The organism is Salinispora sp. CH2A1_6 (assembly GCF_056820975.1).
Genome location: NZ_JBXEDG010000003.1, coordinates 676,540 through 703,054 on the forward strand (window position 1 = coordinate 676,540; position 26,515 = coordinate 703,054).

The 26,515-nt window shown below is 69.9% G+C and carries 23 protein-coding genes and 2 pseudogenes; 18 read left to right on the forward strand and 7 right to left on the reverse strand.

The window, feature by feature from the left end; genetic code table 11:
* The first annotated feature begins 70 nt into the window (after positions 1–70).
* From AC1UKG_RS07965 to AC1UKG_RS07975, 3 genes are all read left to right on the forward strand, one after another.
* Positions 71–1,969 carry an AMP-dependent synthetase/ligase gene (locus AC1UKG_RS07965; RefSeq protein ID WP_482642609.1) on the forward strand — a complete coding sequence of 633 codons (1,899 nt, stop codon included), beginning with the start codon at positions 71–73 and terminating at the stop codon, positions 1,967–1,969.
* A gap of 28 nt (positions 1,970–1,997) precedes the next feature.
* Complete coding sequence (locus tag AC1UKG_RS07970; RefSeq protein WP_018742425.1) at positions 1,998–2,855, forward strand: slipin family protein; 858 nt, start codon at positions 1,998–2,000, stop codon at positions 2,853–2,855.
* Between the two features lie 116 nt (positions 2,856–2,971).
* Positions 2,972–4,216: an MFS transporter gene (locus AC1UKG_RS07975; protein WP_482642663.1), complete on the forward strand. Its 1,245-nt coding sequence runs from the start codon at positions 2,972–2,974 to the stop codon at positions 4,214–4,216.
* Between the two features lie 88 nt (positions 4,217–4,304).
* Here AC1UKG_RS07975 and AC1UKG_RS07980 read toward each other — a convergent pair whose 3' ends face one another.
* On the reverse strand, positions 4,305–5,513 hold the full coding sequence (locus AC1UKG_RS07980) for an MFS transporter (RefSeq protein ID WP_018742427.1): 1,209 nt from the start codon (positions 5,511–5,513) through the stop codon (positions 4,305–4,307).
* 203 nt (positions 5,514–5,716) lie between these two features.
* On the opposite strand from AC1UKG_RS07980, the gene AC1UKG_RS07985 reads away from it, so the two are divergent.
* Entirely contained in the window at positions 5,717–7,048 is a 1,332-nt protein-coding gene (locus AC1UKG_RS07985; protein WP_475889134.1) for a lycopene cyclase family protein, read from the forward strand.
* 29 nt (positions 7,049–7,077) lie between these two features.
* On the opposite strand, the gene AC1UKG_RS07990 is transcribed toward AC1UKG_RS07985, so the two are convergent.
* Both AC1UKG_RS07990 and AC1UKG_RS07995 read right to left on the reverse strand, forming a co-directional pair.
* Positions 7,078–7,305 (reverse strand): hypothetical protein, encoded by a 228-nt coding sequence (locus AC1UKG_RS07990; RefSeq protein ID WP_018742429.1) that lies wholly within the window; start codon positions 7,303–7,305, stop codon positions 7,078–7,080.
* Positions 7,306–7,381: 76 nt separating this feature from the next.
* Complete coding sequence (locus AC1UKG_RS07995) at positions 7,382–8,251, reverse strand: pentapeptide repeat-containing protein (RefSeq protein ID WP_482642608.1); 870 nt, start codon at positions 8,249–8,251, stop codon at positions 7,382–7,384.
* A 232-nt stretch (positions 8,252–8,483) separates the two neighbouring features.
* On the opposite strand from AC1UKG_RS07995, the gene AC1UKG_RS08000 reads away from it, so the two are divergent.
* The 6 genes from AC1UKG_RS08000 to AC1UKG_RS08025 all read left to right on the forward strand — a co-directional run bounded on the left by AC1UKG_RS08000 (position 8,484) and on the right by AC1UKG_RS08025 (position 16,477).
* Positions 8,484–11,279 (forward strand): WD40/YVTN/BNR-like repeat-containing protein, encoded by a 2,796-nt coding sequence (locus AC1UKG_RS08000; RefSeq protein WP_475889136.1) that lies wholly within the window; start codon positions 8,484–8,486, stop codon positions 11,277–11,279.
* 25 nt (positions 11,280–11,304) lie between these two features.
* A complete protein-coding gene (locus AC1UKG_RS08005) occupies positions 11,305–12,168 on the forward strand; it encodes a carbohydrate ABC transporter permease (protein WP_018813293.1) in 864 nt (287 codons plus the stop codon).
* Positions 12,165–13,490, forward strand: a complete 1,326-nt coding sequence (locus tag AC1UKG_RS08010; RefSeq protein WP_482642607.1) for an ABC transporter substrate-binding protein — start codon at positions 12,165–12,167, stop codon at positions 13,488–13,490. The genes AC1UKG_RS08005 and AC1UKG_RS08010 overlap by 4 nt, the downstream gene beginning before the upstream one ends.
* A complete protein-coding gene (locus AC1UKG_RS08015; protein WP_482642606.1) occupies positions 13,487–14,542 on the forward strand; it encodes an ABC transporter ATP-binding protein in 1,056 nt (351 codons plus the stop codon). The genes AC1UKG_RS08010 and AC1UKG_RS08015 overlap by 4 nt, the downstream gene beginning before the upstream one ends.
* 68 nt (positions 14,543–14,610) lie before the next feature.
* Complete coding sequence (locus AC1UKG_RS08020; RefSeq protein WP_033662556.1) at positions 14,611–15,480, forward strand: carbohydrate ABC transporter permease; 870 nt, start codon at positions 14,611–14,613, stop codon at positions 15,478–15,480.
* A gap of 316 nt (positions 15,481–15,796) precedes the next feature.
* Complete coding sequence (locus AC1UKG_RS08025) at positions 15,797–16,477, forward strand: YdcF family protein (protein WP_482642605.1); 681 nt, start codon at positions 15,797–15,799, stop codon at positions 16,475–16,477.
* A gap of 6 nt (positions 16,478–16,483) precedes the next feature.
* Here the strand turns inward: AC1UKG_RS08025 and AC1UKG_RS08030 are convergent, their stop codons facing one another.
* A complete protein-coding gene (locus tag AC1UKG_RS08030) occupies positions 16,484–17,710 on the reverse strand; it encodes a helix-turn-helix domain-containing protein (RefSeq protein WP_482642604.1) in 1,227 nt (408 codons plus the stop codon).
* Positions 17,711–18,078: 368 nt separating this feature from the next.
* On the opposite strand from AC1UKG_RS08030, the gene amcA (AC1UKG_RS08035) reads away from it, so the two are divergent.
* The 8 genes and pseudogenes from amcA (AC1UKG_RS08035) to AC1UKG_RS08070 form a co-directional block, all read left to right on the forward strand.
* Complete coding sequence (amcA, locus tag AC1UKG_RS08035; RefSeq protein ID WP_482642603.1) at positions 18,079–18,243, forward strand: multiple cyclophane-containing RiPP AmcA; 165 nt, start codon at positions 18,079–18,081, stop codon at positions 18,241–18,243.
* Positions 18,240–18,587, forward strand: coding sequence for a hypothetical protein (locus tag AC1UKG_RS08040; protein WP_482642602.1), 348 nt, complete (start codon positions 18,240–18,242; stop codon positions 18,585–18,587). Before amcA (AC1UKG_RS08035) ends, AC1UKG_RS08040 begins: the two co-directional genes overlap by 4 nt.
* Complete coding sequence (gene amcB / locus AC1UKG_RS08045) at positions 18,584–19,720, forward strand: cyclophane-forming radical SAM peptide maturase AmcB (RefSeq protein ID WP_482642601.1); 1,137 nt, start codon at positions 18,584–18,586, stop codon at positions 19,718–19,720. Before AC1UKG_RS08040 ends, amcB begins: the two co-directional genes overlap by 4 nt.
* Positions 19,717–19,899, forward strand: a pseudogene (gene amcA, locus AC1UKG_RS08050) (multiple cyclophane-containing RiPP AmcA). Before amcB ends, amcA (AC1UKG_RS08050) begins: the two are co-directional and overlap by 4 nt.
* A gap of 58 nt (positions 19,900–19,957) precedes the next feature.
* Positions 19,958–20,620: a pentapeptide repeat-containing protein gene (locus tag AC1UKG_RS08055; protein ID WP_029124728.1), complete on the forward strand. Its 663-nt coding sequence runs from the start codon at positions 19,958–19,960 to the stop codon at positions 20,618–20,620.
* Between the two features lie 15 nt (positions 20,621–20,635).
* Positions 20,636–21,205, forward strand: coding sequence for a kinase (locus AC1UKG_RS08060; protein ID WP_029124729.1), 570 nt, complete (start codon positions 20,636–20,638; stop codon positions 21,203–21,205).
* Between the two features lie 99 nt (positions 21,206–21,304).
* Positions 21,305–22,033, forward strand: a complete 729-nt coding sequence (locus AC1UKG_RS08065) for a coenzyme F420-0:L-glutamate ligase (protein WP_482642600.1) — start codon at positions 21,305–21,307, stop codon at positions 22,031–22,033.
* 33 nt (positions 22,034–22,066) lie between these two features.
* Positions 22,067–22,297: pseudogene (locus AC1UKG_RS08070) on the forward strand (hypothetical protein); the annotation flags it as partial.
* Between the two features lie 54 nt (positions 22,298–22,351).
* Here the strand turns inward: AC1UKG_RS08070 and AC1UKG_RS08075 are convergent.
* Genes AC1UKG_RS08075 through AC1UKG_RS08085 form a run of 3 tightly spaced genes read right to left on the reverse strand, consistent with a single transcriptional unit; the run spans position 22,352 to position 26,225 of the window.
* Positions 22,352–24,352, reverse strand: coding sequence for a hypothetical protein (locus AC1UKG_RS08075; protein WP_482642599.1), 2,001 nt, complete (start codon positions 24,350–24,352; stop codon positions 22,352–22,354).
* Complete coding sequence (locus AC1UKG_RS08080) at positions 24,349–25,503, reverse strand: 5'-methylthioadenosine/S-adenosylhomocysteine nucleosidase family protein (RefSeq protein ID WP_482642598.1); 1,155 nt, start codon at positions 25,501–25,503, stop codon at positions 24,349–24,351. The genes AC1UKG_RS08075 and AC1UKG_RS08080 overlap by 4 nt, the downstream gene beginning before the upstream one ends.
* A complete protein-coding gene (locus tag AC1UKG_RS08085; protein ID WP_482642597.1) occupies positions 25,500–26,225 on the reverse strand; it encodes an NUDIX hydrolase in 726 nt (241 codons plus the stop codon). Before AC1UKG_RS08085 ends, AC1UKG_RS08080 begins: the two co-directional genes overlap by 4 nt.
* Between the last annotated feature and the right edge of the window lie 290 nt (positions 26,226–26,515).

The following is a 26,515-nucleotide window of genomic DNA, read 5'->3' on the forward strand; positions in this document are numbered from 1 at the left end:
TACCACGTCGGCGCGGCACCCGGGTCGGTTTGCCGGTAGTTCCGCCGCCGGTGCCGCTGCCGGTCGCACGATGGGCGGTAGGAGCGCCGGCACGCCAGGTGCCGGTGGTGAAGCTACCGGGGGTCGCAAGGTGCAGGAGGTCGTGGCCTCGCCGGTGGAGGAGATCGGCGGGGTGTTGCCGGGGCTGGCCGAGCAGGTGTGGACCAACGCCCGGGAGGAACCGGAGGCGGTGCAGTTCGTCCGGCCCGCACCGGTGTCCCGCGCCTGGCCCGCGCGGCGCTCGGTGCGCGGTGGGGATGTGCCGGTGACGTGCGCCCAGTTCCGGGACGACGTGCTCAGCCTCGCCCGTGGCTTCCTCGCGGCCGGGGTGGGGCACGGTGACCGGGTCGGGCTGGTCAGCCGCACCCGGTACGAGTGGACCCTGGTTGACTACGCCCTCTGGGCGATCGGGGCGGTGTCGGTGCCGGTCTTCGAGACGGCCAGCGCGGACCAGCTCGGGTGGGTCCTGTCGGACGCGGGCGTGGTGGGCTGCGTGGTGGAGACCGCCGGTCAGGCCGAGTTGGTCGCCAGCCAACGTTCGGACCTGCCGGCGCTGCGCGACGTGTGGCAGATCGACGCCGGTGATCTGATCAATCTGGCTGGCCAGGGCCGTGCGGTTGACGCCGCGGTGGTGGACGGCCGGCGCCGTCGGGTGACCGGCGGTGACATGGCCACGATCGTCTACACCAGCGGCACGACCGGTCGGCCAAAGGGCTGTGTGCTGACCCATCGTTCCATCCACTGCGATGTGAGCGCCGCGGTCTCGGTGTTGCCGCAGCTGCTCCACGCCGGGGCGACCACGGTGTTGTTCCTGCCCCTGGCCCACGCGTTCGCCCGGATGATCCAGGTCGGGGTGGTGCAGACCCGGAGCACCATGGTGCACAGCGCCGACATCGCGGGTGTGCTGGAGCAACTGCGCCGGCACCGGCCGACATTCGTCCTGGCGGTGCCCCGAGTCTTCGAGAAGCTGCACAGTCGGGCCCGGCAGAAGGCCGAGGAGAGCCACCGGGGCTGGTTGTTCCGGCTCGCCGAGCGGGTGGCGGTGCGGTACAGCCACGGCCTCGATCGTTCCTGGGGACCGAACCCCCTGCTCCGGCTCGCCCGAGGCGGGTTCGACCTGCTGGTGTACCGGAAGCTGCGGGCCGCCCTGGGTGGTCGGTGTTCCGCGACGATCGTGGGCGGCGCGCCGCTCGGCGAATGGCTGGGACATTTCTTTCGGGGCGCCGGCCTGCTGGTGCTGGAGGGGTACGGACTCACCGAGGCCTCCCCGGCGTTGACGGCGAACACGCCGACGACACAGCGGATCGGCACGGTCGGACGTCCCCTGCCGGGGGTGCGGATCCAGATCGCCGACGATGGGGAGATCCTCGCCCGGGGCGACCCGGTCTTCCCCGGGTACTGGAACAACGCGGACGCAACCCGGGCGGTGTTCACCCAGGACGGGTGGATGCGGACCGGTGACCTGGGAGAGCTCGACTCGGACGGATTTCTGCGGATCACCGGGCGGCAGAAGGAGATCATAGTTACCGCCTCGGGGCAGAATCTCGCGCCCGCCCCGATCGAGGAGGCGATCCGCGCGCACCCGTTGGTCAGCCAGTGCATGTTGATCGGCGACGGTCGCCCCTACGTCGTCGCGCTGATCACCATTGATCCGTCCGCCTGGGATCGCTGGCGTTCCGAGCACGGCCGCTCGGACGACGAGACCGTGGCCGAGCTGCGAGACGACCCGGAGCTGTGTGGCGAGATCCAGGCGGCCGTTGACCGCGCGAACGCGGCCGTTTCCCGGGCCGAGCAGGTCAAGACCTTCCGTATCCTGCCCCGGGACCTCACCGAGGCCGATGGCGAACTCACCCCCATTCTCAAGATCAAGAAAAGTGTGGTCGAGGAACACTTCAGCGAGGACGTCAACGCCCTGTACCAGGGCCACTGAGCTGGGTGGGCGTACCGGAAGGGGTGCCATGGCAGCCGGCTTCATCGGCGCGGTGATCGTGCTGGTCGTTCTGGCGCTGCTCGGCGCCCTGAGCCTGCGAATCGTGCAGCAGTACGAACGCGGGGTGGTCTTCCGCTTCGGACGGGTGGTGCTGCCCGTCCGGGAACCCGGCCTGCGGCTGATCATTCCCATCGTGGACCGGATGGTCCGGGTGAGCATGCAGACCACGGTGATCGACGTCCCGGCGCAGGGGGCGATCACGCGGGACAACGTGACCCTCAAGGTCGACGCGGTGGTCTACTTCCGGGTCGTGGACCCGGTGAAGGCCCTGGTGAACGTGGAGAAGTATCCGGCGGCGGTGCTCCAGATCTCGCAGACCGCGCTGCGCTCGGTGATCGGCAAGGTGGACCTGGACACCCTCCTCGCCGACCGGGACAAGGTCAACGCCGACCTCAAGTCGGTGATCGACGACCCGACCGAGGGGCCGTGGGGGCTCAACATTGAGCGGGTCGAGGTCAAGGATGTCTCGCTGCCGGAGGGGATGAAGCGGTCGATGTCCCGGCAGGCCGAGGCCGAGCGGGACCGGCGGGCCCGGGTCATCGCCGCCGACGGTGAGTACCAGGCGTCCCGGCGGCTCGCCGACGCCTCCCAGACCATGGCCAACACCCCGGGGGCCTACCAACTGCGGCTGCTCCAGACCGTGTCGGATGTGGCGGCGGAGAAGAACAGCACCCTGGTGATGCCGTTCCCGGTGGAGCTGCTGCGCTTCTTCGACAAGTACGCGCGCGGCGCCCCGACCGACCAGGACGAGACGGTGGCGGAGCAGGCAGCCGCGGTGGCCGGTGACGGGCACCGCCGCGACGACGGGCCGCGTCCGGCCCGGTGAACGGCTACCATCGGCCGCATGACCTGGCGACATTGATCCACCGCTGAGTGCCCTTCCCGTGGGCCACCGCGGTCGCCCTACCTCCGGCGTCCGCACTCACCCCACGGGAAGAAGCGATGATCTCCGACCCGACCCCACCGCGAGGTGGCCCGCACCCGGGCCCGATCGCCTTGCCCGACCGGCAGGTCCGATCCCTCGCGGCAACCCTTTACGGGTATGCGTTCCTGCGCGACCTCGTCCTGCTCTACCCCGTCTACCCGCTGCTGTTCACCGACACCGGTCTGACGGTGTGGCAGATCTCGACCCTGTTCGTCATCTGGTCGGCCAGTTCGATCGTGCTGGAGGTCCCCTCCGGGGCGTTGGCCGACGCCGTCTCCCGGCGACTGCTGCTCTGCCTCGCGCCGCTGGTCACCGCCGCCGGCTTCGCGCTCTGGACACTCGTGCCCTCGTACCCGGCCTTCGCGGTGGGTTTCCTGCTCTGGGGAGTCGGCGGCGCGCTCGCCTCCGGTGCGTTGGAGGCCCTGGTCTACACCGGCCTGGACCGGCTCGGCGCGGCCAGCCGCTACGCCCGTGTCATCGGCCGGGCCCGCACCGCCGAAACCCTCGGCGTGTTGGCCTCCCTCGTGTTGGCGGCACCGGTACTCGCCCTCGGCGGCTACCCCGCCCTCGGCGTGGCGAGCGTCCTGGCCTGCCTGGGGGCCGCCGCCGTCGCCACCTGCCTACCAGAGCACTGCGAGCCGGCCGCCGGGCCGGGCGCCGACCCCGACGACGGTGAACCCGGCTGGTGGGTCTCCCTGCGGGGCGGGCTGGCCGAGGCGCACACCGACCGGACGGTGCGCGCGGCGGTGCTGCTGGTCGCCGCCGTCGCCGCCGGATGGGGGGCGCTCGACGAGTACCTTCCGCTGTTGGCCCGAGACGTCGGGGCGAGCGGGCCGGCCGTGCCGTTGCTGCTCGTACTCACCTGGGTCGGTGTCGCCGTCGGCGGCCTGCTCACCCCGGCGGGGGAGCGGCTGGGCCGTCGCGGGTACGCCGGCCTGCTCGGTGGGTCCGCCGGGGCGCTCGCCGCCGGCGCGCTGACCGGTCACCCGGTCGGGTTCCTGCTGGTGGGCGTTGCCTTCTGCGGTTTCCAACTGGCCACTGTGCTCGCCGACGTCCGGCTCCAGGCGCGGATCGTCGGCCCGGCCCGCGCCACCGTCACCTCGCTCGCCGGGATGGCGACCGAAACGACGATCATCGCGTGCTACGTCGGGTACGGCCTGCTCGCCACCGTCGTCGGCAACCGGGTTGCGTTCGCGGTGACGGTGGCGCCCTACCTTGTCGTGGCGCTGCTGGTGGCCGTCGTACGACCGGCCCGCCGATGATCCAGGCCGTGGAGGTGACAGCGTACGCGCGCGGGCGCCCCGCTCCGACCAGGACGAGGCCCGGGCGGAGCGGGGCGCCCCGTACGCGTCAGACGGCCGATGCCGTACGCAGCGGTCGCCAGGCGATGACGGCGATGAGCGCCAGCACGACGGCGGCGGCCCAGAACGGTGTCGTGAGTCCCCACGCCCCGGCGAGCAGGCCGCCGAGGAGTGAACCGAGAGCCGCTCCGCCGAGATCGAGTAGCGAGTAGACGCTGCCCACCCGGCCGAGTAGGTGGGCGGGCACGACGCGTTGGCGCAGGGTTACCACGATGACACCCCACACCATGGTGTGGATCCCGAAGACGACCAGAATGGCGGCGGCGACGAGTGGGGTTGTGGTGATCGCCAGGGTGACGTGGGTGACGAACTCGACGACGAGGCCCGCGCGGAGCAGGGTGCCGGCCCCGACGATTCGGTGTAGCCGTGGCGCGAGGACGGTACCGACCAACCCGCCGACGGCGAAGGTGGTCAAAAGGAAGCCGAAGCCGAGGTCAGACAGGCCCAGTCGCTGCCGGGCATAGAGGACCAGGGTGGCGAAGGCGGCGCAGAACGCGAGGTTCGCCAGCCCCATACTCACCGCGAGCGTACGCAGCAGTCGATGTCCGAACAGCCAGCGGACCCCGTCGGTGATCTCCACCCGCAGGCTCCGGCGCGGTGCCACCGGCGGGAGCGCGGGGATCGGCCGGATCGTCGCCACCAACGCCGCGGCCACGGCGAAGGTCAGGGCGTTGACGCCGAACGGCGCGGCGGCGGCGATGACGAAAAGCCACGCCCCCAGCGGCTTGGCGACGAACTGGTTGGCGATGGTGAAGGTCGCCATCAGCCGGGCGTTGGCGCTGGCCAGCTGGTCCGGTGCCACGATGGCGGGCAGGAACGCGCCGGCGGCGGTGTCGGCCAGGGTCTCCCCGGTGCCGAGGAGGAAGAACACCGCGTAGACCAGAGCGACCGTGGCGGTGTCGGTGGCGACGGCGAGGGTCAGCGCGGTGAGTGCCGCGGCGCGCAGCGCGTTGACGGCCACCACCAGCTTGCGGCGGTCCAGCCGGTCGACGTAGGCGCCGCTGATCAGGGCGAACAGCAGCCAGGGCAGTTGTTGGACGAAGACTGCGCCACCGATGAGCGCCGGATTGGTGGTGATGGAGGCGACCAGCAGTGGACCGGCCGCCATGGTGACTCCGTCACCGATGTTGGACACGGCCGAGGCGGTCCACAGTTTGGTGAAGTCCGCGCCGAGACGCGCGGATACAAGGGCACGCAAAATAGCTCCTCGAGCAAGGGAAACGGTCGTCGTGGGAGCGACCGCTTCGCGGCGAGGAGTGCTACACCGTGGGGTGCGAGCCCGTCGGTGGGACCGGCTAGCGCGCGGTGTGCTCTCGCGGCGAAGCGGTGACCGTGACCTTGCCCTGGCGCATGCCAACTCCTAACTGTGGATTGCGGGCAGGATAGCAGTGATCGGCGGGGATGCGAGCATCGCTCGACTGGCCCGGCGACGCCGGTGGCTGCCGCCGGTCCGGCCGGCGAACCCGACCGTGGGTGTGGCAGCGTGTACGGGTGCCCACCGTCGACGTTGACCTCGCCCTGGTCGGAGGTGGCGGCGCGGGCTCCCTCGTGCTCGCCGCCCTGGACCAACGGGGTGTGCGTGGCCTACGGGTGGCGGTGATCGATCCGGTGCACCGTCGCGGGGCGGACCGGACCTGGGCCTTCTGGGGCCGACCCGACGACGGGCTCGACCCGCTGCTGACGGCGAGCTGGTCCCGGGTGGAGGTGACGACCCCCGAGCGGCACCGCGTGCTCGACCTCGCCCCACTGCGGTACGCGATGCTTCGCTCGGCCCCCGTCTACGAGCGGGCCGCCCGCGCCGAGCGGCGGCTCGGCGCGGTCCGCGTCGGTGCCCCGGCCGAGGCGGTCGAGGACGACGGCGACCGGGTCGCCGTCCACGCCGGCGGATCGACGCTACGGGCATCCTGGGTCCTCGACTCCCGGCCGCGCCCACCCGGGCGGGCCGGGCGTACCAACTGGTTGCAGCACTTCCGTGGCTGGTGGCTCGAGGCCGACCGGCCGCTCTTCGACCCGGGTCGGGCGGTGCTGATGGACTTCCGCACCCCGCAGCCGATCCGGGGAGTCTCGTTCGGGTACGTGCTGCCGGTCAACGACCGGTACGCGTTGGTCGAGTACACCGAGTTCACCCCCGGCCTGCTCACCGACGCCGGCTACGACGCGGCGTTGGCCAGGTACCGGGACCGGCTCGGGCTGGACCCGGCCCGGCTGCGAGTGCGGGAGGTGGAGAACGGGGTGATCCCGATGACCGACGGTCCGTTCGACCCGCGGCCCTCGCCCCGGGTGGTCCGCCTCGGCACCGGCGGTGGCGCCACCCGACCCTCCACCGGCTTCACGTTCGCCGCCATGCACCGGCAGGCGGGGCAGATCGCCGATGCCCTCGCCGATGGGCGGTCGCCGGTGCCGGCACCCGCCTACCCCCGCCGGCACCGGTGGCTGGACGCGGTCGCGCTGCGCGCGTTGGACCGTGGCCCGCTGGCGGGCCCCGACTTCTTCGACCGGCTCTTCGACCGCAACCCGGCCGAGCGGGTGCTGCGCTTCCTGGATGGGACCACCAGCCCGGCCGAGGAGGTCGCGCTGATGGGCACCACCCCGCTGGCACCGATGCTCACCGCCACCGCCGGTGACGCCGCCGCCCGGCTGCGGGACCGGCTCCTGCCGTGGCGGCGTCCCGCCGCCGGGCAGATCCCGCCGCCGGTCACCGGCGCGACGCGGCGCTCCCAGCCGGGCGGGTGACCGCCGCCGCCGGACTCACGTGCCGGGGTTCACTCCTGGTTCGGGTCGACGGCCCCGGACACGTCAGCAACGTCGTAACCGGCCCGACTGATCTCCCGCGCCGATCGCCGGTCTTCGGCGGGCAGGTCCGCGAAGTCGTCACCGACGTCGTCGGTCTGCGGCAGCGACTCGCCCGGCGGCCGAAGCGACGCCTCCATCGCCGTGGCGCCGTCCGGTTCGTCCGTGTCGGCCAGGTCGAAGCGGTGTTGCTCGGTCATGGCGCACTCCCGCCCGTCGGCTCGCGGTGACCGCCCGGCGTACCTGCCGCGGCGACCGTAGTCGGCTTACCCGGGCTCACCTACCCGGACGCCGCCCGGAGAAACGCGGGGAGCTGCCCCGGGCGCGCGGCGGGGCGGCCCAGTGCGCGGGTCGGGCGCGCCGCGGTGAAAGACGGGTGGCCCGGTCGCCTCGGGCCGCCTCCAGCTGTGACTGGTGCAGGAAGAGAGCGCCCGACAGGTCCGCACCACGCACGTCGGCCCCCCGTAGGTCCGCGCCGGTGACGTCCGCGCCGGTCAGGTCGGCTCCGCGCAGGTCGGCACCGACCAGCTGGGCGCCGCGCAGACTCGCTCGGCGCAGGTCGACTCCGCGCAGGTCGGCGCCGAGTAGGGCGGCACCGCGTCGGTCGACGCCGGGTCGGCCGCCCCGGGCCCGGGCATGGTCACTGGCCTGGGCCAGCAGCGGAACGACTCTGCTCCGGTGGGTGTCAACGGTCAGCGACCGCAACGACTCCGGGTCACCGCCGGCCAGCCGGTCGGTGTCGGCGAGCGCCTCGGCCAGCGCGGCCCGCAGTGGTGCGGGCAGCTCCAACGTCAGCGCCTCGGTCAGATGCCAGAGCAGTTCGTGGAGCGCCTTCACCACGGTGAAGGTGTCGAACATCGCCTGGGCGGTGGGCTGGTCGTTCCGCCAGTCCCGCCCCCCGAAGGTCACCTGGGTCACCCGCTGACCGGCGCCGAAGCAGTCGAAGACGGTACAGCCGGGGAAGCCACGGCTGCGCAGGTCGGTGTGGATTCCGCAGCGCAGGTCCGGGCGCAGGTTCGGGCAGGGACGCCCGGCCGGTTTGTCGATCGCGAAGTCGGCCGAGGCGGCGAAGGCGGGCGCCACGCAGCAGATCCCTGCGCAGCGGGAGCAGTCGGCGCGCAGCTCCTCCGGACCGACCGCTGTCATGCTGACCGATCCTCCTGCCGTGGCGCGCGATGCGAACCTCCAATGTTGTCACGGCGTCGGAGGTGTGCCGCTATGGGGCGGTCGCTGACTCCACCATCAATCATCGACCGGGTTGCGGCAGGGGATTGTGCCTGCCGCGTCTCCTCTGACATCCTCCTGGATGGACCGCTGCCAGTGACGGTTGCCAATCCCGGAGGCCGCGCTGCGGCGACGCCTTCTTCGGGAGGAACCTTTGAAGCGCAGACGTCGCCAGCTACTCGCAGGACTAGCGATCGTCGCCCTCGCCGCGACGACGGGTGTTGCCGGAATCCACCTCGCCGGCACGGAAGTCCCGGCCGCCACGGCGGCGACCGGGGACGGCGAGCTACCGAACGCCCTCGGGGCCCACCTGGAGCAGATGCGTCGGTCGATACCGGGCAACGACGGCATGTCGCTGGACGGTCCGGGCGGTGCCGCGCAGCAGGAGTTCCTCAAGCGGGCCTACCCGGCCAACGAGGTGAGCCTCGCCGAGGTCGACCGCTCGAAGGCGGCGTTCTCGGCGGCGGAGCGTCGCTTCCGGGGCGGCCAGTGGTGGACCACTGTCGGGCCGAGTGAGGCGGTGTACCCGTTCACCGAGTACCGCAACGCCTTCAGCTACGTGCCCAACGAGTACGTCGCCGGTGGCCGGGTGACCTCCCTCGACATCAGCCCCGACTGCAACCGGTGGCTCTGCCGGGCGTACGCCACGCCCTCCGGTGGTGGCGTCTGGGGCACGCTCAACATCCTCGCCGCCGAGCCGAAGTGGTTCTACCTGGGCGGGCCGCTCGGCATCAACGCGGCCGGATCGGTCAAGATCGACCGCAATGACCGGACCGGGCTCACCATCTACGTCGGTACCGGTGAGGCCAACATCTGCGGCTCCGGATGTGTCGCCGGTGTCGGTCTCTACCGGTCCACCAACGGCGGTCTGACCTGGCAGGGCCCGCTCGGCAAGGAGGTGCTCGCCGGCAAGGGCATCGCCGAGATCACCATCGAGCCGGACGACCCCAAGACCATCTACGTCGCCACCACCACCGCGCTGCGCGGTATGTCCAGCGCCTGCTGCACGGGCGTGACCCGGCCGGTGCCCGACGCCGAGAAGTGGGGTCTCTACAAGACCACCGACGGTGGCGAGAACTGGAACTTCATCCACAACGGTTCGGCCGCCGCCACCGACTGCACCGGCGACGCCGAGGAGTTCGGCAACAATGCGGTCTGCTCGCCGCGCGGCGTCCGCTACGTCAAGCTCGACCCCAAGAACTCCGACATCGTGTACGCCTCGTCGTACGCCCGTGGTGTCTGGCGCTCCCCGGACGCCGGAGCCAGCTGGACGCAGATCAAGCCGTCGCTCAACCCGGACCTGTTCCAGACCCGGGCCGCCATCGACGTCACCGCCCTGCCCGACGGCAAGACCCGGATGTACGTCTACGAGGGTAACTTCGGCAACCCGTACTCGCGGTTGCTGCGCAGCGACGACGTGGCCGGCGGAACCCCCACGTTCACCGACCTGAGCAGCTCGAACCCGGCAGACCCCGGGTACGCCACCTACAACCAGTGCACCGGCCAGTGCTGGTACGACATGTTCGTGCACACCCCGGCGGGGCATCCGGACATCGTCTACACCGGTGGCTCCTACGTCTACGGTGAGACGGTCGCGCACAAGCGGGCGGTCGTCCTCTCCACCGACGCCGGGGTCAGCGGCACCGACATGACCTTCGACGGCACCGACGAGCTGCACCCGAACGGTCTGCACCCGGACCAGCACGCGATCGTGACCAACCCGCGGGACCCGTACCAGTTCTTCGAGGCCAACGACGGCGGGATCATGCGCTCCAGCGGTGACTTCGTCGATCGGTCCGCCTGGTGTGACAACCCGGACCGCAACCTGACCACGGCGGCCCAGCAGGATCGCTGCAAGCAGATGCTCTCCCGGATTCCGAGCAAGCTGGAGAGCGTCAACAAGGGCATGAACACGCTGCAGTTCATCAGCCTGTCGGTCAGCCCGCACGACGTGAACCTGCTGCAGGGCGGCACCCAGGACAACGGGACCTGGGAGAACAACGGCGAGCGGCGGCGCTGGTCGAACACGATGATCGGTGACGGCGGCGCCTCCGGCTTCGACGTCGGCAAGCCCGATTTCCGCTTCCACACCTTCTTCGACGCGTCACCGGAGGTGAACTTCGCCGGTGGTGACATCGCCGAGTGGATCTGGACCGCGGATCCGATCTACGGCCAGCCGGGCACCCTCTTCTACGCGCCGGTGATCAGCGACCCGGTGGTCAGCGGCACGATGTTCGCCGGCACCGGTCGCTCGGTGTACCGGACGAAGACCTTCGGTCTGGGCGACCGCAGCATCGAGGAGGCCAACCGGATCTGCAACACCTGGACCGGCACCTTCGAGGAGCAGTGCGGGGACTGGGAGGAGTTGGGCTCCACGCCGCTCACCGACGGGGCGTGGGGGGACCGGGCCGGCGGCGCGGTCTCGGTGGTGCAGCGGGTCGACACCGACTCCGCCACCGCCTACGCGGCCACCAGCACGGGTCGGGTCTTTGTCAGCCACAACGTTGACGCCGAGTCGGCCGCCGAGGTGACCTGGACCCGGATCGACAACGCGGAGACTCCGAACCGCTTCGTCACCAGTGTCCACATCGACCCGGCTGACCCGAACCGCGCGTGGGTCTCCTACAGCGGCTTCAACTCGAACACGCCGGAGACGCTCGGGCACGCCTTCGAGGTGACGACCGCCGGCACGACGGCGACCTGGACCGACCGTTCGTACGACTTCGGTGACCAGCCGATCACCGACCTGGTCCGAGACGATGTCACCGGTGACCTGTACGCCTCGACCGACTTCGGTGTGTTGCGGCTGGTCGAGGGGCGGACCAGCTGGACCAAGGCTGGTGGTGGCATGCCGAATGTGGAGGTCGCCGGGCTGACCATCGTGCCGGGCGAGCGGGTCCTCTACGCGGCCTCACACGGCCTCGGCGCCTGGCGGCTCAACCTGAAGTAGGTCGATCATTCACACCACCAACCGGGTGGGGGGCCGCGCCAGCGGCCCCCCACCGCTGTCCGGGAGGATCGGTCGGATCTGGCGCGCCCTGGGCTCGCTCTTCGTCCTGCTCGTCTTCGTCCCGCCGCTCCTGCTACTGGTCTCGGGCTCGCTCACCGAGCCCGGCCTGCCACCGTCGCCCACCCCGCAGGTGATCCCCGATCCCGTCTCCACCGCCGGCTACCGACAGGCCCTGGCGGTCGGCGGGGTGCTGCGGGCCGCGCTGAACTCGCTGCTGGTCGCGGTCGTCGCCGTGCCGCTGAGTGTGGTGGTCGCCGCGCTGGCCGGCTTCGCGTTGGCCCGGCTCGCACCCCGGCGGGCCGCGCTCATCGTGGTGGCCTCCCTGGTAGCCCTGATGGTGCCGGCCACCGCACTGCTGGTACCCCGGTTCGCGATCTTCCGCGTGCTCGGGCTGACCGATACGCTGGTGCCCTTGATCGCTCCGGCGCTGTTGGGTACCTCCCCGCTCTACGTCCTGGTCTACTACCTGGCCTTCCGGGCGTTGCCGCGGGACCTCTACGACGCCTGCCTGGTGGAGGACATGACGCCGATGGGCATCTGGTGGCGGGTCGCGCTCCCGATGGTGCGTCCGGTCACCGCCGCGATCACCGCCCTAACCTTCGTGTTCACCTGGTCGAACTTCCTCGATCCACTGATCTATGTGTACGACCGTGACCTGTTCACCCTGCCCTTGGCGCTGCGTTCGCTGTCGGTGCTGGATCCGACGAACTTCCCGGTGTTCCTGGCCGGGGCGGTCCTGGCAACCGGCCCCGCCGTGCTGGTCTTCGGGTTAGCCCAGCGCCGATTTTTCCACCACGACGACCAGACGACAGGACGGAACCGGCCATGAGAAGACCCAAGGCGCTGCTGGCGGCGCTGCTCGCGACTGTGCTCCTCGGGTCCGGCTGCGGGGCCGGATCCGGGGCCGCCGCCGACGGGCCGGTGCGGCTGTTGGTTTTCGGCGCGCCGGAGGAACTGGCCGCGTATCGCACGCTGATCGAGGCGTACGGTCAGGCGAGGCCCGGGAACGAGGTGCAGCTGATCGAGGCCAGCGACCGCAAGGACCTACTGGCCCGGCTCGCCACCTCGGTCGCCGGGGGCGCCCCACCGGACCTGTTCCTGATGAACTACCGCTTCTATGGCCAGTTCGCCGCGAAAAACGTGGTGGAGCCCTTGGACGAGCGGATCGCCGCCTCCGAGAAGGTGGATCCCGCTGACTACTATCCGGTGGCGATGGAGGCCTTCAGCTGGGGCGGCAAACAGCTCTGCCTGCCGCAGAACGTCTCCAGTCTCGCCGTCTACTACAACCGCAGCCTCTTCGCCCAATACCAGGTCCCCGAGCCGAAGGCGGGCTGGACCTGGAACGACATGGTCGGGACCGCCATCGCGATGACCCGGGACGACCGTGGGGTGGTGGTCAAGGGCACCGAGAGCGAGGGGGCCGTCGCCCGCCCGGCCGTGCACGGGCTCGGCATCGAGCCGTCGATCATCCGGGTAGCCCCGTTCACCTGGTCCGCCGGCGGTGAGATCGTCGATGACCCGGACCGACCGACGCGGCTCACCCTGGACACCCCGATCGGCCGGGAGGCGCTGAAGAACCTGGTTGACCTCCGCCAGGCGTACGGGGTGGTGCCCACCGACGAGGAGGTCGAGGCGGAGGATGACGAGTCCCGCTTCGCCAACGGCCGACTCGCCATGCTGATGTCCTCGCGGCGCTCCACCACCACCTTTCGCTCGATCACCGACTTCGAGTGGGACGTCGCTCCACTGCCCGTCTACCAGGACCAGGTCGGGGTGCTGCACTCGGACGCGTACTGCATGACCCGGGGCGCCAAGCGTAAGGACGCGGCGTGGCGGTTCCTGGAGTTCGCCATCTCCGCCGAGGGACAGCAGATCATCGCCGCCACCGGGCGGACGGTGCCGTCGCATGTCGGTGTCTCGCAGTCCCCGGTATTCCTCGACTCCGCCCAGCCGCCCCGCAACGCGACGGTCTTCCTCGACACGATTCCCACTCTCCGGACGTTGCCGACCATCTCCACCTGGCCGGAGGTGGAGGACGTGACCGCCGGGATCCTGGAGAACGCGCTGTACCGGGGCGACCGGTTGGACGAGGTCATCCGCGCCCTCGATGAGCAGACCCGCCCGCTGTTCGCCCGTGGTGAGCACGGGTGAGCGAGGTCGGTCTGACCCACGACGCCGGACTGACTCTGGACGCAGTGAGTGCCGCCTACCGGGGCGTCACCGTGCTGCAGCAGCTGCGGCTGACCGTGGCGCGGGGAGAACTCCTGGTGGTACTCGGCCCCTCCGGTGCCGGCAAGTCGACGCTGTTGCGGGTGGTGGCCGGCCTGGAGCCGGTCACCACCGGGCGGGTCCGGATCGCCGGCCGGGATGTCACCGCCGACCGTCCGGGCCGGCGCAACGTGTCGATGGTCTTCCAGTCGTACGCGCTCTTCCCCCACCTGACCGTCGCCGAGAACATCGCGTTCGGCCTGGTGGTGCGGGACGTCCCGAAGGCGGCGGCCCGGGAGCGGGCCCGGACCGCCGCCGAGCAGGTCGGCGCGGCGCACCTGCTCGGCCGGCGCCCCGGGCAGCTCTCCGGTGGTGAGCGACAGCGGGTCGCGTTGGCCCGGGCGTTGGTGCGGGAGCCGGACGTCTTCCTCCTCGACGAGCCGCTGTCCAACCTCGACCTTGCGCTGCGGGTGCAGATGCGGGCCGAGTTGCGGGCCCTGCACGACCGGCTCGGCGCCACGATGGTGCACGTCACCCACGATCAAACCGAGGCGCTGGTGCTGGCCGACCGGATCGCGGTGCTGCGCGACGGCCGGGTGGAGCAGGTCGGTACGCCGGACGAGATCTGGCACACCCCGGCGAGCCGGTTCGTCGCTGGCTTTGTCGGCTCCCCGGCGATGAATGTGCTTCCCGGCTCCGGCCCGATCCACCCGTCCGGTGCTCCGCCGGCGGAGGTGGCCGGCGACCGCGAGATCGGGTTCCGCCCGGAGGCGGTGGTGTTGGGGGAGCCCGACGGCGCGGCGGCGACCGTTGACCGGGTGGAGGTGGTCGGCACGGACGCCTACGCCTACCTCACCCTCCGCGCCGGCAACCCGGTGGTGGCCCGGGTGCCCGCCGCCCACCGGCCGGCACGCGGCGACGCGGTTCGAGTCGGGGTCCACTGGGCCGATACGCACGTCTTTGACGCCACCACCGGGCTCCGGTGTGCCGCTTGAGGGCGAGCAGGGAGCGGTCGCGCGCCGGGGTGGGGCCGGCGGCGCGCGGGCACCGGCAGGTGGCGGTGATGCTCGCGCCGTATCTGGTCGGCCTGGTCGGTCTGGTGTTGTTCCCCGCCGCGGTCACGCTCGCCCTGGCCTTCACCGAGTACGACCTGGTCAATCCGCCGAGCTGGGCCGGGTTGGCGAACGTCTCCGAGTTGGTGACGGACCCGGTGTTCCGGGTCGCGCTGACCAACTCGCTGGTGTTCGCGTTGGTGGCCGTGCCGCTTCGGGTGCTGCTCGCACTGGGCCTGGCGCTGCTGCTGCATCGCCGGTCGTTCGGGAGCCGTCCCGCACGGGTCGCGGCGCTGCTGCCGACCGCGGTACCCGAGATCGCCTATGGCCTGCTCTGGCTCTGGCTGTTCAACCCCTTGTATGGCCCGATCAACCAGCTGTTGCGGGTCGGTGGCGAGAACGGGTTGACCGTGCTCGGTCGTACCCCGCCGCAGTGGCTCACCGACCCCACTGACGCCCGCGCCGCGATCATCCTGATGAGCGTCTTCACCATGGGGGAGACCTTCGTGGTGTTGCTCGCCGCCCGGCGGGCCCTGCCAGCGGATGTCTATGAGGTGGCGGCCCTGGAGGACGCGACCGGTTGGGACGTCTTCCGGCGGGTCACCCTGCCGCTGATGGCGCCGGTGTTGGCGCTGCTGGTGGTGCGGGATCTGATCGCCAGCCTGCACTTCTCCTTTGTGCCGGCGTTCGTGGTGACCGACGGTGGCCCACCGCCGTATGCCACCACCTACCTGTCGTTGTTCATCTACCGCACCGGGTTCGAGTACCTGCGCTACGGCTATGCCGCCGCCGCGACGTTGGTGATGATGCTGCTGACGGTGGCGGCGGTGGTGCTGCAGTGGCGGCTGTTCCGCCGCTACCGAGCCTTTTATCGGCTGTGATCACTCAGGGCCTGTCGGTTCCGTGGCTTCCGTGGGACTCTTCATCCGCGGGTTCGGGTTCGAGTCCCTGGCGGCGCACCAACGAGCAAGGCCCTGACCTGGTACTTATGTGCCGGTCGGGGCCTTTTCGCGTACGGCGGTGGTGCTGGTCGCTCAGTGGGTGCTCGGCAGCCGTTGGACTTCGCGATCGTCCTGGCCGTCGCCAACCTCCTGGTCTTGTGGTGGCCGGTGGCGTGGTGCTGGAGTCGGCGGTGTCGTGTTGCGCTGCTCCCCCTACGCTGGCGGTATGAGGGGATCCAGCGGACCGGACTGGTAGGTGCTGATGGACCGGCGGGCGGCAGCTGCTGCCGAGGTGATTCCCGACGCTGTTCGGGCGGACGTGGTGGCGCTGTGGCGCTACCACGACCTGCGTCACGAGTTGCGTTCGTGTGATGTGGGGATCGGGCTGGGCAGTCATGACCTTGGGGTGGCGGTCGTCGCGACCCGTCTGTTCCACGAGGGCCTGTTCCCAAGGATCCTGTTTACCGGCGCGAATGCTCCGACGACGGTTGGGCGGTTCCCGCGCGGAGAGGCGGTGCACTACCGCGAGTACGCCGTCGAGCAGGGCGTACCGGCGGGAGCGATTCTGGTGGAGCCGCGTGCCACGAACACCGCCGAGAACCTAAAGTTCTCCCGTGCGCTGCTGGCCGAACGCCGGATCCCGGTGGAGTCGGTGCTGATCATGTCGCGGCCCTACCAGCAGCGTCGGGCTTATGCGACGTGCCGGCTGGTGTGGCCGGAGGTCGAGGTGGTGTGCGCGTCGAATCCACTCGACCTGGATGACTACGTGCGCAGTATCGGCGATGCGCGGCGGGTGGTGGACATGCTGGTCGGCGACACGCAGCGGATCGAGGTGTACGCGCAGCGTGGGTTCGCGATCCGGCAGGAGGTGCCGGATGCGGTGCGGGCGGCGTTCGAGCGTCTGGTGGCGGCCGGTTACACGAGCCGGCTGGTCTGAGCCGGGCTACCAGCGCGGCCCTGCTGGCCGGACGCCCATCCGGTCGCTGAGTTCGACGGCGAGTCGAGGTGGCCGGGGGCGGGTGAGGATGTCCCGGACCAGGTCGCGGGAGAGCCGGTGGTAGCGCACCTGGTCGGGGCCGATGACCTCGGCGCCCAGAAGCGTGGCGAGCGCGTCGTCGATGCGGTTCCACCGGGCGAGGGCTCGGGCGGTTTCGATGGTGTGGCGGACCTGCCGCTCGACGGGCACGGTGCTGGTGTCGAGTGGGGCGCCGAGGGCGATGGCGCGTTGTGCGTCACCGAGTTCTATCGCGATGGTTGTCTTGTGGATCGACACGTTGGTCGGCCCGAACGCGGTCCACAGGTGGTTGCCATCGGCGCCGAGCCGCTGCGCGGCGGCATCGGCCTCGGCGATGTGGGTGTCGGCGGATGCGCGGTCGTCGCTTCCGGCGGCGGCCAGCGCGCAGACGAGGTGCAGGCTCCCGTAGACCGACAGGAGCTGCGGAGTCGGCTTGCCCAGCCGTGGTGCCAGGAACTGCGCCGCCGTGGCGGCGAGGCCGCGGGCTTGGGCGTACTCACCGATAGCTGCCAGCGCGTGCGCGGCGGAGCGACTGAGCGAGCCGATGACGACGTGGTCCTGGCTGGCGTTGGCGGCGGCCAGCCCTCGGCTGGCGGCGGTCCACGCGAGGTCACCTTCACCCAGCTTGGTAAGGAACAACGCGGCGAGTTGGTGCGCGTAGGCGGTCATCGCATGCGCGCGCCGACCGTCGTCTCCGTCGTACGCCTCGGTAGCGGTGAGGCAGTCATGGATGAGGTGGGGCAACCGGCGGGCGAGGAGGCCGTACCGCGAGTGCTGGTAGGCGGTCCAGATCTCGGCGACGTCGTTCTCGATCTCGCGCAGCGCAGGAGCCTCGACATTCCCCGCGCTGGCCAGAGCTGGCGCGAGGTGACGATAGTCGTGAAGCGCGGCTCGCAAGGCCGGGATGGTCTCGCGTCCTGAGTCGTCCGACCACTCGAACAGGCTTGGTGCACCGATGAGGTCGCCGAGGGACACGTCGAGGGCCTTGGCGATCGCGCGGATGACCGACAGCCGGTCCAGGTCGGCCCGGTTCGTCTCGACCTTGCGTAACCACTCCTGCGTCTTGCCGACCAGACCGGCCAGCACCTCCTGGGAGAGCCCGCGCCGACGCCGGTAGAAGGCGACGCGCTGGCCGATCGTCATGTCGTCCGTCATCCCTCGCACACCATCACCCTGCCCGCTGAAGCCCGCTGGACCCGGTACGGATTTTCCCGGTCCTCCGCACGGACCGCCCCTACGTTCAGTTCACCCCCGATCACCGGCCTGTGTCGATGCTGATGGTGGGTGACTGACAGGGAACTGCAGATGGAGGGATCGATGAGCGGCGCACCACACCACGGCTTGGGCCGCTGGCCCGACCCGTCCGAGAGTGAACTGTCTCGAGGCTTTCCCCGCCTGCGTACCGCCATGAGGGCTGCGCGGGTGGGTGATCGGCGGTCTGCTCCCAGCCGCCGTGGTGCGGCGGCGGGCTCGCCCTTCCCCCGGCGAGCCCGCCGCCCATCGTCCCTGGTGGAGATGGCGGCATGACGGTGTACGTCTCGCGTCACGCCATGGCCAGCCAGTCCCGGCACCCCGAGCCTGGGTGGACGGCCTCGCCGGGGCAGGTGTGGCCCGCTGATCCGCCGCTGCTCACCTTCGTGTGGCGTCGGCTGTTCGCGCAGCAGGCCCGCGAGGGCGGTCGCCGGTGACCGGGCCGCAGCGCCGCCTCGCGACGAATCGGCTCGCGCCAGCCGAGGTCGAACACCTGCCGATGCGCCCGCTGTGGCTGTGCCGCCGGTGCGGGCAGCCGTGGCCCTGCGGCGCGGCGAAGCTCGCGCTCCTGGCCGAGTACCGGGACGCTCCGGTGAGCCTGTTCCTCTACCTGGCCGGCTGCCTGCACGACGCGATCGACGACCTACACCGGCTCAACCCGAGCGTCACGGGCAGCACCGGCGACATGTTCGACCGGTTCCTCGGCTGGCCCACCTGCCACACTCCCGCCTACCGCGTCAGTACCACCACGGCCGTCAGGATCGCGGAGGCCACCTCGTGAACGGCATCGGCCTGATCAACGCCACCGGTCAGCCGGCGGTCGCCGGCAGCTTCCACACGTTGGTCGTGCAGCCAACGAGCTTCTGCAACCTTGACTGCACCTACTGCTACCTGCCCGACCGGAGATCCCTCCGTCTGATGGGCGGCGCGGTCGCGCAGGCCTGTGCCGAGTCGATAGCCCAGCAGAACAGCGGTCATCCGGTGAGCGTCGTATGGCACGGGGGCGAACCCACCGCCACACCCATCGGGCTGTTCCGGGGCCTGCTGGCCCCGTTCGAGCAGCTGCGGCGCGTGGGGCTGGTGCGTCACGAGATCCAGACCAACGGCACACTGATCAACCGCCAGTGGTGCGAGCTGTTCACCACCTACGGGTTCGAGGTCGGGGTCAGCATCGACGGACCGGGCGCGTTGAACCGTAACCGCCTAGACCGGGCCGGTAACGCGACGGATGCCCGTACCCTGCGCGGCCTGCAGACCCTGGCGGAAGCGGGGCTGGGGTACTCGGTGATCTGTGTGGTCACCCCGGAAACCATCGACCACGCGGGAGCCCTCGTCGACTTCTTCACCGGCCTGCCCGGCTGCGAGTCGGTCGGCTTCAACATCGAAGAGCAGGAGGGCGCCGACCGGGTACCGGTGTCGGTGGATGCCGCGTACCGGTTTTGGCAGCTTCTCATTGCACGTCGTGTCGGTGGTAGCCCGCTGCGGATCCGCGATGTGGATCGGCTGGTTGACTATCTAGCCGCTACCCGCGCCGGGCGCGTTGACCATGCGCCGTACGAGCCGATTCCGACCGTTTCTTGGGATGGGCAGGTGGTGCTGCTGTCACCGGAGTTGCTGGGCATCACCGAGCCGCGATACGGCGACTTCATCGCCGGCAACGTTCTCCAGCAACCCATCACCGGCATGCTCGCTGGCGCCGGCGACCTGGGCTACGTCGCCGAGTTCGTCACGGCCCTCAACGACTGTGCCGACCACTGCGCCTTCTACGACTTTTGCCGTGGTGCCCAGGCCGGCAACCGCTACTTCGAGCACGCGACGTTCACCGCCCGCGAGACCACCTACTGCCGAACCACGCGACAGGCTCTGGTCCGCGCCGCCGCGGCCCAGCTCACCCCTCAAGGAGAAGCGCCATGACCAGTGCTCTCGCGGTCCTCGTCAACGCCGCACCCGAGTAACTAGCCCGCCTCGGCGTCGACCCGCAGTGGTCGATAGCGTCTATCGATGCGGCGAAGTTTGACAACCGCCCCACCTGGGACAACCGAGGAAGATTCGACAGTCGGCCCGGCTGGGACAACTGGAACAAGAGAAAGTAGCCCTACTACGGGAGGCGCGGGGGCGTGCCCATCCCGCGCCTGCATAGGTTGAGGACATATGCGTACCACCACGGTCGGCGAGGTGCAGGTCTTGCTGCCGGACCTCGATCCGGATGACCTTGATGCCACGACAGACCTGGACGGCGATCTGACCGAGGCATTGGTCGAGGGTACGGCGTGGCGCGGTTCGCAGCTTGCGGATGTCAGCATCCGCAGCAGCCTGCTCACCGGCGTTGACCTAGGCGAGTGCACCTGGGAGGCGGGGAGGCTGTTTGGCTGCGAGGTCACCCGGACAGACTTCTCCGGAGCCACCCTGACCGGCATCACCATCGAACGATGCGCGATCACCGGCTCCCGGTTCACCGGCACCAGGTTCACCGACGTACGTCTCAAGGATGTCCTGTTCGACGGCTGCCGCTTCGACTACGCCACCTTCCACCGCGTCGCCGCCGCCGGCTCGGTCGCGTTCACCGACTGCACTCTCAGCAACGGCGAGTGGTCTTCCTGTCGGCTGCCGCGTATCGCGCTGCGCTCCTGTGACCTTGTCGATCTGGAGTTGGACGCCTGCCACCTCGACGGTGCCGATCTTCGCGGAAGTCGCCTCCACGGGCTCAGGGCGCCGTTGGAGAATCTGCGCGGCGTCACCCTCGGCGAGGACCAACTTCCTGACTTCACCCGGCTGGCCATCGCCGCCGTCAATCTGACCGTCCGCAACGACTGAAGCCGAGGAGGCATCGTGCCCGCTGAAATCACGGGTAGGCCGGACACGATCCTTGTTTGCGTGCGGGGTAACTCCGGCTCGGGTAAGAGCAGCATCGCCGGTGAGCTGCGACGCCGGCACGGCCGGGGTTGCGCCCTGGTCGAGCAGGACTACCTGCGCCGCATCCTGCTACGCGAGCGGGACAAGCCTGGCGGCGCGGCACCGGCCCTGATTGGGCAGACCGTTCGGTTCGCTCTTGACCACGGCTATCACGTGGTGCTGGAGGGCAGCATGCACACCAGCCGCTACCGCAGCATGCTGACGGCCCTGCGATACGGCCACAGTGGCCGGTCGCTGTTCTGCTATCTCGATGTGTCCCTGCCCGAGACGCTGCGCCGTCATCTCATGCGCCCGCAGGCCAGCGAGTTCACCGCCGAGCAGATGAGCGGCCTGTACACCGCCCATGACGTCTTGGGCTGGCCCGGCGAACTCGTCCTGCCCGAAACCACGGGACTGAACGATGCCGTCGAGGCCATCGCCGCTGCCGCCCATCTTCCCCAGACCGGACGCGACGATGACCTACTTCCACACGCTCCATTCCCATAGTGCAGCCCAGCCGGCCAAGGGTTCCGCCGTTGTAGCGAGGCTGGCCGCCGGACACGCCCGCCTGTGCACCGCTGTCCTCACTCCCGCGGGAGCCCGATGATGACCGCTGTCCCGACTTCTGGTTTCTCCGCTTTCGCGCTGGAACCTTTTCCCGAGCTTCAGCCGGGTGTGGACCTGGCGGGTGCCATCACCGGCGTTTTGGCCTGTACTGGCATCGAGTTGCAGGACGGGGACGTGGTGGTGGTGGCTTCCAAGGCCGTGAGTGTCGCGGAGAAGCGGTACGTGGATCTGGCCGGTGTCGTCCCGGGTCCGGAGGCGCTGGAGTTGTCGGCTCGCACGGGCAAGCCCGCCGAGGTCGTGCAGCTGATCGTGGATTCCAGTGACAGCTATTTTCTGGCCACCGACAAGGGCCCGATCATCGCGCGGCACAGGCTCGGCTTCCAGCTCACCTCCGCCGGGATTGACCGGGCCGGCGCCGAGGGTGCGTGGCTGTTGCCGGTGGATCCGGACGCCTCCGCCCGCGCCCTGCGGGATACGTTGATCGCTCACGCGGGCGCGGAGGTGGCGGTGGTGGTCGCGGACTCCGACGGTCGTGCCGACCGGCGTGGGGCGACTGTCATCTCAATCGGCGCGGCGGGTGTGGGGCCGCTGCGTGTGACGGAGTACGGCGGTAAGCGGCAGGAGGAGACTTTCACCGACCTGATCGCCGCGGCAGCCGGGATCATCCTCGGGCAGCGGGGTCGTGGGGCCCCGGCCGCCGTCCTGCGCGGCGTCGGCTACGAGAGCAGTGATGCGGGCGTGGTGTCGATGCTTCAACGCCGGCCGTGAGGCTGCTGCTCACGGGCGCCGCCGGGAGCCTCGGCACCCGGCATGGGCCTCGCCGCCGGCGTCCAGATGAAAGTCGTCTCCAACCGACTCCGCCACTCCAGCCCACACGTCACCGCCAAGTACTACGGTGACGTCCTACCCGAGCTATCCCACGCCGCCGCCGAAGCCACCGCTGCGGTCGTCCCTCGGAGCGGCGGCGCGACGAAGCCGGCGGTAGACCCGGAGGCCGCAACCCGTCGTCGGCAGATCCTCGATGGGACGTAAACCGGCGCTCCGGGCTTCGACACCGTCGGTGCGGTCGGTGGGCGTTGTTTCCGTTCAGTCGAGCAGGTTCCGCATGGCGGTGATGAACCCTTCTTCCCGCTTCCGGCCGCGTTGCCGTTCCCGTTGGATCCATTCCTTGCCCTCCGCGGCGACACCCTCGAGGACGTGCAGGGTGGTCGTGAGGCCGCTGGCGTCCAGGGCCGCTTCCGACAGGGTCAACGGGCTTTCACCCTCCTGCAGCTTGTCCGTGCTGGCCTCGGTCACGTTGACCTCGGTGAGTTCGCCGTTGACCAGCGCCAACTCGAAGGTCCGGGCATGTTTGTCGGATTCGGCCACCCGTACGGCGGCCACGGCCTCGAACCGGTAATTGGCCCGGCGCAGGTTGTGGAAGGTCGCCTGCTCGAAGTTGAGCTGGGCACTCATCTGCCGCACACCGTCCGGGGTGAGTAGAAACACTAGCAGCTCGTACCGGCCGTACCGCCAGGGGCCGTTACGAACCCGGCCCCGTTTCATGTAGGGCTTGGCGGGTGCCTCGATGACCGCGTAGGCGATCACGTCGGTCGGGCAGAGCTTGTAGTGCGCCATTGCCTTGTCGATCAGGAGGCGGCAGTCGCAGTCCAGCCAGGCCGCCATCTCCGCGTCCTCGGGCTTGCTGTCGAGTTTGCGGGTCCACCGCTCGTGGGCCGCCCAACTATCGGCCATCCGCTGGTCGTACTCCGCCTGGTCGGCGGCGGAACGTCGAGCCTCGAGTACGATCCGCAACCATCCCCGCAACGCGGGCCAGGCGGCGACGAGCAAGACGACTGTGGCGGCGATAGCGGTGAGAGGTTTCTGCGGCACCGCGGTGGCGATCACGAGTAGCCAGCACGCCGCAGCGACGAGGCCGCTGAAGACGACGAGGGCGCGGGTGCGGATCGGGGTGCGCAGCTGCTCGCGGTAGGCCCACAGGGTGCCGTTGGTCCACCGGGTCTTGAGGTCGCCGACGCGGTGGCGGATCAGCCAGGCGATCTGCTTGTCACCAACCCGGGTCTCCCGGTATGCCTCGACGATCTCGTCCCTGAGGTGGCGGCGAATGCCGGCGGTCACCTTCAGCCATTCGGATCGGTCGACCCTATCGGGAACGTATCGTCCGGCGTACTGCTTGAAGAGGCGGTCGACCCGGTTGGCGAAGCCGCCGGATGGCGCCGCCTTCCGCTGCTGGGGCGGCCGGTGCAGGGCGTCCTTGGCCCGCCGCCGTTCCATGTTGAAGCGCCACGTAACACCGTGGACTGCGCAGAGGTAGCCGGCTCCGATCGACAGCAGCAGAGCCACCGTCGGTACGACCCGGCCTGAGGTGAGAACGACCCAACAGAGCCAGCCAGCCGCCGTGGCGGCCACCGCTGTCGCGACGGCCGCTAAGGCGACGTCCCAGCCGGTCGTGGCCGCGGGAACGGGCTTCCGGGCGCGGGGGCTCGCGGGTGCCGGGTAGAAGAACCGCCACACCCGCTCAGAGCGACCGTTTGCGCGTTGCGCATTCCTGGCTTCGGCGACGCTGACCGTCCACATCTCGTCCTCAACTGGGCCGCTGAGGAACAGCTGAAGATGCCGCACGATCTTTTCCCGGAGCAGCGGGTCCAGACCGGCGAGCTCCTTGCGGACGAGCCGGCGCAGCTCCGCTTGCTGGGAACCCAGGGCGTCCAAGAGCCGGCTGATGACCCGTAGACCATCCGCCCAGACGTCCTGCCTGTGCAGCGGGAGCCGGCTGCGGGCAACGCTCAGTTTGGCAATGTCCTCCTCGGACAGCTGACGCAGGGTTCGCCCGCTCATCACGGCCAGCAGCCAGTGAAACCACGCCTCGCTGCTGGTGTGTCCGCTCATCAGGACGTCGTAGATGAGCTCTCCGGCCTTGCTGGGCATCCCGCCGTTGAGGTAGTTCACACCGACCCGGAGCTTCTCCTCCGGCCCGGCACCAGGTGGGAGGAAGTAGACGGTGATATCACCGTGCACCGACTCGGCCTGGACGCCTACGTTCGCGGCGTTGTCGTGGATGGGCATGGTGACCTGCCGTACCGTCATAGCACGCCCCGGCTTACTGCGATAATGGCGGCGACCTTCGCGGCCAGTTCGGCCACGTCCCCGACCAGCCCGCGGAGCCGCTTGAGTGCCACCACCAGTTTGCTGCCGTCGCGCGGGTCGTCGAGTGCTTTGTCGGCGGCGGTGAGTTCGGTCTCGGCCGCCTCGTAGGTCGGCTGGTCAAGGTGCCCCGACCGGTGCGCCCGCCACAGCTGCTCTCGCAGCTCGGCGAGGTGGCTGGACAGATCCGAGGACGCCGACAGCGGCGGGCCACCGACCCAGACGTTGCCGTGAATGTGTCCGGCCTGTACGCCCACCTGGGCCGCGCTACTGGCAGAATTGTTCACCGTCGGGATCGTCATTGGGGTTCTCCTCGGCTCGGCCTGGGGTCGGGGTGAACTGGTGTGTGTCTCCCGTAGCAGTTCGACGGCGAGGGTGGTGGCGAAAGCGGCGGCGTTGGCCACCGCCTTCGGCTGCCAGTTGGCGCCGTCGGTATTGGTCTTCGTGCCGTCGGCGCGGTCGCTGATGCCGCGCACCACGACGACCGGTGAGCGGTTGAGGTGGCCGGCCTGGGCGACGCCGGCGGCTTCCATCTCGATTGCCAGCGCATCGTTGTAGTGCTGCCGCACCCACCGGGCATGGTCGGACACCGTGGAGTCCTGCACCACCTCACCTGCGGCGATCGGCCCGAAGTGCACCCGGGGAGCCGTACCCCCCGAGGCTGGTTGCCTGGTCCAGGCGCCGGTCCGCCCCAGGTGCCGTGCGATCTGGTCCGGGCCATGGGGGATCTCCCACACCCGGGGCCGCGCCTTGAGGCCGTCGTCCTCGCTCGTCCCACCGTGGTAGGCGTAGACGTGCGTGGCGACGACGACGTCGCCGAGCGCGAGTTTTGGTCGCAGCGCCCCCGCCACACCGACAAACAGCACGGCGACCGGATCGAACTCGGCGATCGCCCGTTCGGCCAGCACGGCCGCCGGATGGTTGCCCTTGCCGACGAGGCCGAGGGCCACCTGGCAACGACGGCCGGCCAGCCAGCCGGTCTCGAACCGGGTCCCCGCCCGGTGCCGGTGCAGCTGCGGGTCGGTCAGTTTCTCGCGGACCGCCTGGTATTCCAGGTCGAGTGCGGTCAGGATCACCACGATGTCATCTGTCACCGGTCTTCTCCTTGTGCAGTCCGGTCCGGGCGGACCAAGGGCGGATACAGGACAGTGGTCGGGCCGGCACGGAAGAGCCGGGCGGGTCGCCCGCCTTCTGTCTTTCTGATGGGCCCTGCCGGCATCACGAAACCGCGTACTCCCTGTATCTTGCGGTAGAAATTGCGGGCGTCGAGGCGGGTGTCCCACACGACTTCGTAGACCCGTTGCAGCTCGGAAAGGGTGAAGGTCTGCCCGCAGAAAGCGGTGGCGAGGGCGGTGCTCTCCAACTTTGCGCGGGCGCGTTCTACCCCATCGATCACGATCTGGAGATGGTCGAAGGCGAGGGGGGTTGATTCGTCGAGCACATGGTCAACGGGTATCCAGCGGGCGTCTGCGGCATCTGTACCCGCTACCGGTTCCGGAAGTCGGGGAGCAACCGCCAGGTGAGCTACGGAGACAACCCGACCACGGGGGTCACGACCCGGGTCGCCGTACACCGCGAGTTGCTCAAGGTGCAGCGTCCCGGCGTCGAGACCGGCCTCCTCGGACAACTCCCTCGCTGCCGCGGCGAGGATGCCCTCCGAGCGGTCCCGGAGGAAGCCGCCGGGTAGGGCGAACGCCCCCTGGTACGGCTCGTGACCGCGCTCCACCAGCAGAACTCGGAGACGGTCTTCGCGCAGGGTCAGGATCACCAGGTCCACTGTGAGCAGCACCCCTGATGATTGCCATCGATCTCGCATGGTGCTTACGCTACCTTCTTGTCAGATCGACAAGAAGTGCCTGCGGTGGAAAGTTTTCTTCGCGTTGTCGAGTGTCTGTGTCGGACGTGCATAGGCGATGGGAGATCGATCGTCATGGCTGACGCTCCCAGGATCAGGGTGGGCGTGGGTGCTCAGCGGGTGCTCGGTCGCCGTGGACAGGGCCGGCGGCGGGTGGATCGTGCGGTACGTGCGTCCGGTAGCACCGGCCGAAACCTGCCGGTGCAGGGACCGATGGGACACGCAGGGACGGCGAAGCATGGATCAACGCC